Origin of the sequence: Endozoicomonas sp. 4G, from assembly GCF_023822025.1 — a bacterium.
Taxonomy (GTDB): Bacteria; Pseudomonadota; Gammaproteobacteria; order Pseudomonadales; family Endozoicomonadaceae; genus Endozoicomonas_A.
In genome coordinates, this window is record NZ_CP082909.1 from 4055001 (window position 1) to 4067972 (window position 12972).

The following is a 12972-nucleotide window of genomic DNA, read 5'->3' on the forward strand; positions in this document are numbered from 1 at the left end:
GTGTCTCAGTCCCAGTGTGGCTGATCATCCTCTCAGACCAGCTACGGATCGTCGCCTTGGTAGGCCTTTACCCCACCAACAAGCTAATCCGACGCAGGCTCATCCGATAGCGCAAGGTCCGAAGATCCCCTGCTTTCCCCCTTAGGGCGTATGCGGTATTAATCCGGATTTCTCCGGGCTATCCCCCACTACCGGGCAGATTCCTACGTGTTACGCACCCGTCCGCCGCTCGTCAGCAACTAGCAAGCTAGTCCTGTTACCGCTCGACTTGCATGTGTTAGGCCTGCCGCCAGCGTTCAATCTGAGCCATGATCAAACTCTTCAGTTTAAATCGTTTTGCTTCCTGTCCGAAAACAGTCCGCTGCTCAATCTTTGCAATTAAACGTACATGAATTACAGGTATGTTCGCTTGCTTGATCAGCATTTAAATCATTCCAGAGCAAAGCTCTGTTGACCGATGCCATTCGCACAAGCGCCCACACGAATTGTCTGATAATTTGTTAAAGAACTGAGTTAAAACAAGAGGGTTTTAACCGGCTGAATCAGCAGTCAGTGCTGTTCAGCGAGGCGCTCATCTTACCTTGGCGCCGGTTGTTGTCAAGCAATCATTTTCAACGAAGTCCGTTAAGAAGACAGAGGCTTTTCAACTCGCTGAGACCGCATCCGTTTACTCAGTAAGCGTTGCGTTTCCGTCTCAGCGGCGGTGCATTCTACGCCGTTCGATCCGATTGTCAATCATCGTTTTGAACGATGACTCAATGGATCGCTGCGTGCTCGTTAAGAAGCTTTCTTTAAGAGCGATGCCCGATCAGTGGAGGCGCATTATAAGGTCAGGAGTGAAGATAGCAACAGCGGCAAACACCTATCTCAGAACACATTCACTGACTTCATGAAAATTAAGCTTTTCCTTCTCCGGCCAACACTTTTAAAAATGAACGATGGAAACTTTTAATGTCTTTGCGAAAAGCTTTCATCTCTTCCCGACTTGCCGGTAAAGGTGGCATCAGCCCATTGAGGATTACAGCGAACACCAGAGGTTGTCCATTAGACTGGAATACGTAACCAGCCATACTACTGACTCCACTCATGTAACCGGTTTTCAGCCAGGTTTTCTTAGGATCATCACGAGCTCGCAGCCAGGGGCTGTCTTCACCCCATTGTGCCCAGCCAAACACCAGCACATCAACCAGCGTTGACGCACTGATAAAGTTGTATCGGGAAAGCCCGGATCCATCCACCAGCCTGCTGGTTCCAAAATTTACCCCTTTACCTCCCAATACTTCTCGCGCTGTTTCAATACCGGAAGCATAAGACCCCGGCTTACCAGAGGTTTCATAACCGACTGTTTTCAAAATACTGTCAGAGTATAAATTGTCAGAATCATTCAATACTGGTTTGAGCAGCTGCGGTAAAAACTCGGATCGATGCTCTGCCAGGACAAGGGGCATATCCAGATCAGGACGACCCACAATCAGTCGGCCCCTTAAATGGATACCCTTTTTCCGCAGCTGGCTTTTTATGTATCGCTTAACCGCTCTCTCCACATCATTCACAGAAAAAGCGAGGCGAACAGAGCGGGATTTTGGACTGATGCAGCCCTCTATACGATACTCCTTATCCAATGAGGGGCGGACTTCAAGACGACAGTCCTTTTCAGAACGGGTGCGTACCTGGTTATCAATCGTCAGAAACCAGTCTGACTGATCGTATTTAACGGTCGTTCTGGCGCCTTCTTTTTTGCCCGGCTTCAACCAGGCATAGAAACAGTTTCGATCCATAATCATGGCAGCGGCCGGTGCTGCAAAACAGATATTCAGATCATCCCAGCTGACTCCGCCTGCACGGTCATAACCTGAAAAAACCTCGCCATCCAGCCAGAGGTCACCATGAATGGATTTAATCCCCAACTTTTTCAGCTGCTCAACCAGCTCATCCAGGTGTTTCCGCTTCAAAGAGGGATCACCACTGAACACAAGAGCCACGGGGCCTTTGACGATACCCTTTCGAATAGGTCTGTCCTGAGTTACAAACTGGGTAGTGTATTGAAATTCCTCACCCAGAACTTCATAAGCCAATGTCGCCGTCATGACTTTCAGAACACTGGCAGGCACGAGGTTATGTTGGGCACCCCGTTCAAAAACAATCTGGCCACTGACGGGGTCTTTGACCTGGATGGAGTAGACACTGCCCGGCGGCAAACTCTTCACCAGTTTCTGTAACTCTTTCGCCAGTGGCGGTGAAGCCTGGGCACTGTGAAATGAAAAAATAACAAACGCCGATAGCAGACATGAAAGAAATCTCACCATGATGAACTCAATTCCCTGTTAACCTCAGAGGGTCTTCGAAAAGATGCATAAACAAACAACCTGATACGAATGTACTATTTTCGTCGTGAAGTAACCGGAGGTTTTTTCTCCACGTTACTTCAACTATCGGCACTGGGCATCCCATCGTTTAAGTAAACGCTATTCTTGGGAAAATGAGAAGCATGTCCTTGTCACAAATACCCGATAAAAAAACAGTTTTATCCTCCAGCCTTAATTGACAAGAGAACCGATGACAGTTAGACAAGAAAAGCATTATGCTATCGATACGGGTTATCCGAAGAAACCGATGACCTGGCAACGTATATAAGAGAACTCATTAGTTAACGGCAGGCCTTAGTGAAAAAGCTTAAACTTACAACCAGTCAACTTATTGCGAAACAGCCAGTCAAAGAACTTGGATTCAAGTCCACCGACGACCTTGAGAAATACGCAGGGATCCTCGGCCAGGAAAGAGCCACCAGCGCCATTCAATTTGGCGTTGCCATGCATAGAACGGGCTACAACATCTACGTAATGGGGGAGTCTGGCACAGGCAGAATGTCCTACCTGAGAAAATATCTGGAATCTGAAGCCAAACGCCAGACCCCGCCTGACGACTGGGTTTACATCAACAACTTCGACAATACCCGCGAACCAAAGATTTTAACGCTTCCAGCGGGAACCGGTGAGCCTTTACAGAAAGATTTTGACCAGTTTATTGACAGTCTCATGCTGACGTTTCCGGCAGCCTTTGAAAACCCGACCTATCAGCAAAAGAAAAGCGCCATTGAGCGTGACTTCAACCGAAGTTACGATCACGCCATTGATGAGATTGAACAGGAAGCCCTGAAGCGGGACATTGCCCTGTTCCGGGAGGCGGGCTCCCTGAGCTTTACCCCTATGCATGAAGGTAAAGCGATGGACGAAACTGAGTTTGCCCAGCTTCCGGATAAAAAACGGTCCAAGTTCAACCAGGACATCAGTGAGCTGGAATCCATACTGAATGACTCTCTGGTTGAGCTGCCTCAGTGGAAACGGGAATCCAACGAGAAACTGCAAAAGCTGAATCAGGAAACCATTGACCAGGCACTGGAGCCTCTGCTCAAGCCGCTGAAAAAAGTGTACAACAATCAGAAGGCAGTGCTGGAATATTTTGAAGCGGTTAAAAATCACCTGCACCGCACCGTTATTGAAATTCTTGCCGATGATCGCAACATGGAGTCCAAGGATGACTCAACCAAACGCCAGTCGCTGGTTGAACTCTACGCACCTAACCTTCTGATTGGCCACTCTGCCAGCGGTGCGGCACCTGTCGTGTATGAGTCCCACCCCAACTATAAAAACCTGTTTGGTCGTATAGAGTACGCCAGTGAGATGGGTGCCCTGGTCACCAATTACCGACAGATTTGCCCAGGCTCTCTGCACAAAGCCAACGGGGGCTATCTGTTGCTGGATGCCAATAAACTGCTGGAAGAGCCGTTTGTTTGGGAAGCACTGAAAAGAGCCCTGAAAGAAAAAGAGCTGACCATTGAATCACCCTACTCAGAAATGGGGCTGCTCAACACCACTACCCTGAATCCGCAATCCATCCCTCTCAGCGTCAAGATCATCCTTGTCGGTTCCAGGGATATTTATTATCTGCTGCAACAACTTGATCCGGATTTCCATGAAATATTCCGAGTTCTGGTGGATTTTGATGACCGGATTATACGGGACAAGGAATCAGTACATGCTTTTGCCCAACTGTTAAAAAACCGGGCAGATGACGAAAACTACCCGGCCCTGACCGCTGCTGCTGTCGCCCGCCTCGTCGAACACAGCTCCAGAATGGCTGAACACCAGGGTGAGATGTCTGCCAGAATTGGTGATCTGTTCGACCTGCTGGCAGAAGCAGACTTCATTCGTCGTATGAGCCGTGGCCGCAAAATCAACAACGACCATGTTGACCGGGCACTGGCCGCCAAGTCTGAACGCACCGGTCGTGTCAGCCAGCAAATTCTCGATGATATGATTGAAGGCAGCATCCTGATCGATACCGAAGGAGAAAAAATCGGTAAGATCAACGGGCTTACTGTCATGTCCATTGGAGATACCAGTTTTGGTTCTGCCGCAAGAATTACCGCTGCCGTCTACCCCGGCTCTCAGGGGATTGTCGATATAGAACGGGAGGTCTCACTGGGTCAGGCCATTCACTCCAAGGGAGTCATGATCCTGACGGGCTACCTGGGCAGCAAATACGCCCAGAAATTTCCTCTGGCTATCTCAGCCAGCCTGACCATGGAACAATCTTACGGTTACATTGATGGTGACAGTGCCACTCTGGCCGAGCTGTGCTGCCTGATGTCGGCTTTAACCAGTACACCCATCAAACAGGGTTTTGCCGTCACCGGCTCTATGAACCAGCATGGCGAAGTGCAGGCGATTGGCGGTGTTAATGAAAAAATTGAAGGCTTCTTTGACCTTTGTAACGCCCGCGGCCTGACCGGCGAACAGGGTGTTATTATCCCTTGCGCAAACCTCCGGAACCTGATGCTTCACCAAAAAGTGGTCGATGCGGTAAAAGCGGGCAAGTTCAGTGTTTACGCCGTCAACCATGCTGACGAAGCCATGGAACTTCTGACCGGTTGCAAGCCTGGCACACTGAACAGCCGTGATCAGTACACCAAAGGCTCCATCAATTACAAAGTTCTGGCACGCCTGAAAGAAATTTCTGAGCTTTCCAAGGAAGGCAGTTGACGTTCCTTTTTAGAACCTTAATTCCACACCGGCCCGCAAATAGTGGGCCAGTGCATTTTCTGACCAGGTGCCCGCATAACCAATATTCATATTGAACCGTCGGCTCAGCTGAGTATCCAGCCCTAAAGAGTAATACACAGCATTCTCATCATAACCTTTAAAGTTGTGCTTCGAATTCATGTAGTCAATATCGTCGGGCTTGTAATCATTATGTTGCCAACCCACTGAGGCTTTCAATTCCATAGGTTGATTCATCAGAAAACGGTCGTATGTCAGACGGCCTCCCATTCTGGACACCCAGCCTTTGCTGCTGCCCTTGCCTATCATACCCATACCCCAGTTGTACTCATCCCGCTCCTGACTGGCATAGAGAAGCTGAACTTCCGGCGTTAACGTCAGACCCCTTGTGACACCGTCGAGATTGATATCGTAACCACCGCGAATATAGGCATCCCACTCCTTGCTTTTGTAGTCTGACTTATATCGGGCTACTTTGCTGTCAACGGTGTTCCAGTTATACGTCAGCAGGCCTTCCGCATGAAAGCCATCCCTGCTCCAGGCCACCGTCGGGCCCAGTCTCCAGGTGCCGGTATCTACCTCGCCATTATAACCCTTAACATCAGCGCCCAGTTTCTGCCAGGCACCGTAAACGCCAAACAACCAGCCTTCACAGACCGGCCTGACCAGCCCCAGCTGAATGCCATAACCACTGGACTTGAAGCCTGCCAGATTGTTCATCTTGTCCTGATCGTAAAAATGACCATTAAGCTCCAACAGTCCAAACCAGCCGCCGCTGACAAAAGCAGCAGCCTTTTCTGACATTGACAGCACATAGACTTCAGCTGTTTCATCCTGCCCCAGATAATCGACCTCTGAAGAAACATCAGCGGCTTCCGCCTTCAACAGAGCAGTGGGGGTTTTCTCAAACAGATTCCCCTCAACCCCAACCATTGCAGCAGCGGGTATCCGCCCCCTGAGAATACTTTGCGTCAAACCGGTGAAGCTATCGTATGCGGCAAGGCTTGATTCAATCATCATTTTGTCGGCTATGGCAGGGTGACTGAGTGCAAGGGGAATGGAGGGGGACTCAGACAAAATAGGTACAGTGTCGTCTAGTCTTTGTACCGGAACCAGCTCGCCCTCTTTGATCGACTGATCGACATGCTTAGCTTTAAAGTAATACTGACCATCCCTGCCCAGTTGATAAACCTTATCGGTATCTATGGTGGCTTTTGCATCAAACGTTTTTGAGTAAGTGATGGTGGCACTGTTGCCACTTTGATCACTTGTTATCGAAGACTCAACTTCGGGTTGAGCCAGAACAGGAACGAACCATCCTCCGGCAACACTGGTGAGTGTGGCCAGCTTGATGGCATAAGATAGATTGGACTTGACGTTCACAACGACTCCCGGTCTTTATGCGGCAATAATTAAAAATCCCTCCAGATCAGAAAGTAGCCTATCGCGGCAGGTTATCCAGTTTTTAAAAAATTATTCAGGGCTTCATTCTCACCGGAATTCTTTTGCTTCCCCAGACGCCGGGCTGCTCTTCAAAAACACCGGCTACCCTTTCACCGCATTGATGACAGCAGCCTGATTTCAGTTTCCAAACATTAAGTTGGAACCAATCCCTCTCAATCAACAATTGCCCACAGTTATGGCACCAGGTACTCCCACCCTCACTGTCGTGTACATTGCCGGTATAGGCGTAACGAATGCCTTTACTGATCGCAATATCTCTTGCCCTGGTCAGCGTTTCAGCGGGCGTGCGGGCATGTTCCAGCATTTTCCAGTCGGGATGAAAAGCAGTAAAATGAATAGGCACATCAACGCCCAGATGTTCAACGACCCACTCACACAGGCTGTGAAGCTCCCGATCAGAATCATTCTCTCCGGGAATCAGCAGCGTGGTTATTTCAAACCACACGTTTGTTTCATGCTTAAGATACTTCAGAGTTTCCAGCACAGGCTGTAAAGACCCACCACAAATCTTTTTATAAAAAGACTCAGTGAATGCTTTCAGGTCAATATTGGCGGCATCGATACATTCAAAGAAAGCTTCTCTGGGGGCATCACATATATAACCGGCGCTGACGGCCACGGACCGGATACCCTGCTCACGACCAGCAAGGGCAACATCTCTGGCATATTCCAGAAAAATAACCGGATCATTATAGGTAAAAGCCAGGCTTCTACAGCCCGTTTCCAGCGCCGCCAAAGCCAACTGTTCGGGCATAGCCTGATCAGCCAGAGTATCCATTTCTCTCGACTTACTCATGTCCCAGTTCTGACAGAACTTACAGGCAAGATTGCAGCCTGCTGTGCCAAATGATAAAACCGGAGTACCTGGTAAAAAGTGGTTCAGTGGTTTCTTTTCGATGGGATCAATACAGAAACCACTGGAGCGCCCGTAACTGGTTAACACAATCTGATCCTGGTGCCGGGCTCTGACAAAACAAAGTCCCTGCTGACCTTCTCTCAACTTGCAGGCCCTGGGGCAGACATCGCACTGAATCCGACCATCTTCCAGACGGTGCCAGTATTCAGTGAGAAAATGGTCAGGTGGAGACTGACGAATTCCATTCATCATCACAATGCCTCGCTCGTTGCGATGGCTATAATTATAGAGCTTCTCATCCGGGGGAAAGACTAATGAATGTTCGACAACCCGCTGTGTCTGGTGTTTTCTATCCCGACCAGCCAGAACTGCTGAAAACCGTCGTCAATAACCTGATATCCGAAGCCACTGAAAGAGAACTGTCGCCTAAAGTCCTGATCGTACCTCATGCCGGATACATCTACTCCGGTGCGATTGCTGCATCGGGCTATAAACAGTTAGGGCTTTACCGCAGCAAGATCAAAAGAGTGGTATTGCTGGGCCCTTCTCACCAGACTGCATTTGAAGGAATAGCCCTTCCAGACTGCGAAGCCTACTCAACCCCCTTGGGCGATATTCCATTGGATGCTGATGCCATCGAAAGCCTGAGTCGATTCAATCAGGTACACACCCTGGATGCAGCTCATGCACATGAGCACAGTCTGGAAGTCCAGTGCCCCTTTCTGCAAAGCACCCTGGATCACTTCAAACTCATTCCCCTGGTCGTGGGTGATGCTTCACCATACGCCGTTGCTGAAGTGATCGACTTTCTCTGGGGCGGCGATGAAACCCTGATCGTCATCAGCTCAGACCTCAGTCACTACCTCAGCTACGAAGAAGCCAACCGGCGCGACAGTCTGACCACCAAAGCCATAGAACAAATGAGCAGCTGTTTGACTGGCGGACAGGCCTGTGGCAGCTATCCTCTCAATGGTATGCTGAAAATAGCCCAGCGCAGGGGCATGGAAGTCGTTACTCTGGATGTTAGAAACTCTGGTGATACTGCGGGTGATAAAAAACGGGTCGTGGGATATGGAGCCTATGTTATCCAGTAAAGATAACCAGAGTCGATACCAGCAGCAGTGCATTTATTGATTGTTTAACACACTGACCACAACAGGAAAGGACTAAGCCGGATGGATCTTAATCTCACGGAACTGGATAAAAAAAATCTGTTACGTCTGGCCAGACACACGATCGCCAACGTCTGCGTTGAAGGTGAACCGCCTGAGCTGGATGTCACTCAGTTTCCAGCGAAACTGCAGGCTCACCTCGCGTCATTTGTGACACTTCAGAAGTTTGGAGAGCTGAGGGGCTGCATCGGTTCACTGACACCCCGGAAACCGTTAATAGAAGACATCGCATACAATGCTTTTGCCAGCGCTTTCAGAGATCAGCGCTTCTTTCCTGTGACCGAAAACGAACTGGCGGACCTGAGTATTGAAATATCTATCCTGACCCCGATGACGCTTATGACGATTGAGACTGAAGAAGATCTTCTCAAGCAGTTACGTCCGGGTATTGATGGCCTGCTGATTGAGGGAGACGATCACAAAGCCACTTTCCTTCCCCAGGTATGGGAACAGCTGAGTGAACCTGACCAGTTCCTACTCCACCTGAAACACAAAGCCGGACTTCAGTCTCATGAGTGGCCCGAAAACATGAAGTGCTTTTCCTACCAGTGTCTTAAATTCAAAGAAGATTAATCCTTTGGGAAGGCGGGAATGTCGTAAAGTAGATAGAAGCATTCCCTGCTTCTATCTACTGTCCTACTGTCCTACTGTCCTACTGTCCTACTGTCCATAGCGAAGAAAAAAGTGGCTATCAGGCTGCTGCGGATTTAGCGACTTTGTCGGCCTGCTCCTGAGCTATCAATGACTTGGAGTAAATATTCAGGAAGGGCAGATACAATAAGGTAGACATAACCAGCAGTCCCAGAGCGAGGAACAATGAACCAAAGTGGAAGTTGGTGCTCAGGAAAGCTGCCAGTGGTCCGGGTGTCGTCCAAGGCACCAGGGCAACCACCCGACCGGCAAAGTCCATGGAGGTAGCGAAGTAGGCAATGGTGACATTCAGCATGGGAATCAGTATAAAAGGAATGCCCAGAATCGGATTCATGATAATAGGCGCACCAAACAGAATGGGCTCATTAATATTAAAAATACCGGGAACCACTGATATCCGCCCGATAGACCGCAAATGAGCACTCCGGCTTATGGCCATGGCAATCGCCAGACCCAGCGTCGCTCCTGATCCCCCCAGGTTCATATAGTTATCCAGAAAACCACCGGCAAAAATGGCAGGCAGAGGCTCTCCGGCAGCGAGAGCGGCCTGGTTCATTTGCAGGTTGGTCAGGGTAAAGGTACCCACAACGCCCATAACGATATTGGCGCCATGGAGACCACAAAACCAGAGAATATGGATGATGAAGGCAATCAGCAACAGCGCTGGCAGAGAATCTGAAGCAGAAATCAGAGGTTTGAAAATCTCCATCAGTAACTCTGGCAACAACATTCCATCACCCATGTTAGATAACAAAATATTGAGCGGCTGCAAAATAAGGATGATGGCGATGACCGGTGTCAGAGACTCAAAAGAGCGGGCAATGGCCGGAGGAACCTGCTCGGGCAGTTTAATGGTCAGCTTTTTATTCACCAGAAAGCGGTACACTTCAACAGCCAGACCACAGACAATAATTGCCGTAAACATCCCCTTGCCATCCAGGTAGGATGCATTAATCGCAGGAGGCCAACCGGTGACCGGAGCAGCCACCAACAAAAAAGCAAACAGGGCCAGGAAGCCACTGGTGATTTCGGGCAAACCATAGAGCTTACCGAGACTGGAACCCAAACCAAAACTGATAAACAGACAAGCCATACCCATGGTGGCATAAAATGGCTGTAACCAGTCGTCTTTATATTCCGCCATCAGATCAGTGTACCACTGGGAGTACATGAAATTGGCCGGGTCAGTAAGGGGAAGGTTGAGGAGCAATAGAATCAGGGATCCAACAATCAGGAAAGGCATTGCGTAAACCGCACCATCCCGGATAGCGATCAGATACTTGATGTTAGCCAGTCTGGCAGCAATGGGTAGCAACACCTGCTCGACCCGTTGTACAAATTTTTCCATAGAATTCCCTACCTCTCGAACCCTGAGTCCGAAAGAGCTTTTCTGTGTTAATCAGGATGAGCACAAGGATTTCAGAACAATGTAATCGGTTACATTATGAAAAATACCTAAAGAAAAGCGTGTTTTGATATAAATCAACGAGAGGGAAAATCAATGGAGAGAAATACTGCCAAAAAGGATAACAGCCAAAAATCGGACATCTGTCTGATACACAGATGCCCGAGTGTAAGATTAGAGGTGCTCTTCAATCACCACCAGCGAGTTTGCTTCCATATTTATCCAGCCCCGGGTGAGTAAGGCTTCTTTAGAAAAAGGCGACTCTGAGCTGGTATCCATCAGGCGGGTCCAGTACTTGTGCGGTTCAACCTGGGGCAGTATCACTTTTTTGGTCTGTTCTTCATTGTTAATCAGAATGTAGAGGCTTTTCTCATCCTGACAGGCGACCACTGAAGTCATCTTGATGCAGAGACAACCACCGCTCAGTTCTCCCAGTTGAGCTTCCGTAAGCCTGCTGCCATCTGGTGAATACCAGGTGGTGGCTTTGCGGCCACCGGCACCGCCCAGCAGGGAATGAGTCTTTCGGAGCCTTATCAATTGCTGGACAAAAGACTGTAAAACAGCACCATCATCATCACCGCCCTGCATCCACCCCCAGTCCAGCCAAGATAACGGTGAATCCTGACAGTAAGCATTGTTATTGCCCTGCTGGCTGTTACCAAACTCATCACCAGCCATCAACATCGGCGTCCCACGGGAAAGCATCAGCGTTGCCAGCATGTTCTTTCGGGCTCTCAACCTTTTGGCTCTGATATTGCGATCTTCTGTCTCGCCTTCGACACCGTAATTCTTCGAGAAGTTATGCTGATCGCCATCACGATTGTCTTCGCCATTGGCATGATTGCGACGCTCTTCGTAGGCACAGAGGTCGTTAAGGGTGAAGCCATCATGGCTGCAAAGATAATTAATGCTGGCTAATGGACGACGCTTGCCAAATACATCTTCAGAACCGGTGATTCGCCAGCCCATCTCTGCCAGCCGTCCCTTATCGCCTCGCCAATAAGCTCGCGTCCCATCCCTGAAACGATCACTCCACTCCTGCCACGCCAGTGGGAAGCCGGACAGTCGGTAACCTTCAGGCCCAATATCCCAGGGTTCTGCAATTAACTTGGTACGGGAAATCACCGGATCCTGATGCACAGCCCGGAAGAAGGCGCTGTCAAACCGATACTCTCGATACTGTCTGGCCAGCGTAGGAGCCAGGTCAAAGCGGAAACCATCAATCTGGTACTCTTCTGCCCAAAGGCGCAAGGCATCCATGGTCAGCTTCAGGGTTTGAGGACTGTCAAAATTTAACGTATTACCACACCCCGTATAATTGACGGCGGATAGATGACCATTATGATCATCCATCAGATAGTAATCACGCTCTGCCAGGCCACGCATACTCAAACTTGGGCCACCATGGCCTGATTCGCAGGTATGGTTGTAGACCACATCCATAATGACCTCGATACCCGCCCTGTGCAGCTCACGAACCATGGTCTTCATTTCAGTGACCGGATCCTCGATCGCCAGTGACGGTTCCGGAGCCATCATACACAGCGGGTTATATCCCCAGTAATTCCTGAGCCCCATATTCTCAAGACGCTCTTCATTGACCAGAGAGGTCACCGGTAGCAATTCAATCGCTGTGACTCCGAGACTTTTCAGGTAGTCAATCACGCTGGGATGGCATAGGCCCAGATAGGTGCCTCTTAACGCTTCCGGAACATCTGGGTGCTGTTGCGTGAATCCTTTGACATGCAGTTCATAAACGACACTGTCTGCCTTGGGAATACCAGGCTTTTGCACGGACTGCCAGTCGAAGGTGTGCTCTCTGACAACGCTTCTTGGCATGAAGGCGGCACTGTCCTGCTCACTTTGAAGCCAGTGTTCGGCACTGTCCGCTGATGAAAAACTCTTTACCCTGTAAGCATGGTCTTCAGGGGGTATATGACACCGGTAGTCAAATAACGTTTCAGACCACTGAACGTTCCCCCGTATTTCCCGGGTATAAGGATCCATCAACAACTTATGACTGTTAAACCGGGGAGAAATAGACGGCGACCAGGCACCCTCGGCACGAAAGCCGTACAGCTGACCAGCTCCAATACCTTTTACCAGAAGATGCCATACGCCCTCATCAGAAGGCATCATCGCCAGTCTATCTTCCTTATCATCCTGGCTGAACAGGCAGAGGTAGAGTTGACTGGCATCAGGCGCATAGACAGCAAAGTTAACACCTGTCGCCTCGTTGCCAGCTACTGGCATAAAATTATCATTAACCAGTGTTGCCCCCTGCAGGTCATGGCACCCTGCAGAAACAGAAATATCAGTCATCACAATCGTTTTTTCACTTAAAGCTGTTTTAGTTAAAAATTC

General features: G+C 49.3%; 8 protein-coding genes and 1 rRNA gene (1 of these 9 cut by a window edge). 3 read left to right on the forward strand and 6 right to left on the reverse strand.

The window, feature by feature from the left end:
• Positions 1–328 (reverse strand): 16S ribosomal RNA (locus K7B67_RS15825); it reaches 1212 nt to the left of the window's first position.
• A gap of 568 nt (positions 329–896) precedes the next feature.
• Entirely contained in the window at positions 897–2306 is a 1410-nt protein-coding gene (dacB, locus tag K7B67_RS15830) for a D-alanyl-D-alanine carboxypeptidase/D-alanyl-D-alanine-endopeptidase (protein ID WP_252176851.1), read from the reverse strand.
• Positions 2307–2663: 357 nt separating this feature from the next.
• On the opposite strand from dacB, the gene K7B67_RS15835 reads away from it, so the two are divergent.
• Positions 2664–5042, forward strand: coding sequence for an ATP-binding protein (locus tag K7B67_RS15835; protein WP_252176852.1), 2379 nt, complete (start codon positions 2664–2666; stop codon positions 5040–5042).
• A 9-nt stretch (positions 5043–5051) separates the two neighbouring features.
• Here K7B67_RS15835 and K7B67_RS15840 read toward each other — a convergent pair whose 3' ends face one another.
• Positions 5052–6443: an autotransporter outer membrane beta-barrel domain-containing protein gene (locus K7B67_RS15840; RefSeq protein ID WP_252176853.1), complete on the reverse strand. Its 1392-nt coding sequence runs from the start codon at positions 6441–6443 to the stop codon at positions 5052–5054.
• 94 nt (positions 6444–6537) lie between these two features.
• Positions 6538–7632, reverse strand: coding sequence for an AmmeMemoRadiSam system radical SAM enzyme (gene amrS, locus K7B67_RS15845; RefSeq protein ID WP_252176854.1), 1095 nt, complete (start codon positions 7630–7632; stop codon positions 6538–6540).
• Between the two features lie 62 nt (positions 7633–7694).
• On the opposite strand from amrS, the gene amrB reads away from it, so the two are divergent.
• Both amrB and amrA read left to right on the forward strand, forming a co-directional pair.
• Positions 7695–8474 carry an AmmeMemoRadiSam system protein B gene (amrB, locus tag K7B67_RS15850; protein WP_252176855.1) on the forward strand — a complete coding sequence of 260 codons (780 nt, stop codon included), beginning with the start codon at positions 7695–7697 and terminating at the stop codon, positions 8472–8474.
• An 81-nt stretch (positions 8475–8555) separates the two neighbouring features.
• Positions 8556–9125, forward strand: coding sequence for an AmmeMemoRadiSam system protein A (amrA, locus tag K7B67_RS15855; protein WP_252176856.1), 570 nt, complete (start codon positions 8556–8558; stop codon positions 9123–9125).
• Between the two features lie 118 nt (positions 9126–9243).
• Here amrA and K7B67_RS15860 read toward each other — a convergent pair whose 3' ends face one another.
• Positions 9244–10551 (reverse strand): PTS sugar transporter subunit IIC, encoded by a 1308-nt coding sequence (locus tag K7B67_RS15860; protein ID WP_252176857.1) that lies wholly within the window; start codon positions 10549–10551, stop codon positions 9244–9246.
• 231 nt (positions 10552–10782) lie between these two features.
• Positions 10783–12930, reverse strand: a complete 2148-nt coding sequence (gene glgX / locus K7B67_RS15865; RefSeq protein WP_252180593.1) for a glycogen debranching protein GlgX — start codon at positions 12928–12930, stop codon at positions 10783–10785.
• Positions 12931–12972: the final 42 nt, after the last annotated feature.

Excerpts from the sequence above, each read along its gene's own strand:
- dacB (WP_252176851.1), bottom strand. The coding sequence starts at position 2,306 with ATGGTGAGATTTCTTTCATGTCTGCTATCGGCGTTTGTTATTTTTTCA.
- amrS (WP_252176854.1), bottom strand. The coding sequence starts at position 7,632 with ATGATGAATGGAATTCGTCAGTCTCCACCTGACCATTTTCTCACTGAA.
- amrB (WP_252176855.1), top strand. The coding sequence starts at position 7,695 with ATGAATGTTCGACAACCCGCTGTGTCTGGTGTTTTCTATCCCGACCAG.
- amrA (WP_252176856.1), top strand. The coding sequence starts at position 8,556 with ATGGATCTTAATCTCACGGAACTGGATAAAAAAAATCTGTTACGTCTG.
- K7B67_RS15860 (WP_252176857.1), bottom strand. The coding sequence starts at position 10,551 with ATGGAAAAATTTGTACAACGGGTCGAGCAGGTGTTGCTACCCATTGCT.
- glgX (WP_252180593.1), bottom strand. The coding sequence starts at position 12,930 with ATGACTGATATTTCTGTTTCTGCAGGGTGCCATGACCTGCAGGGGGCA.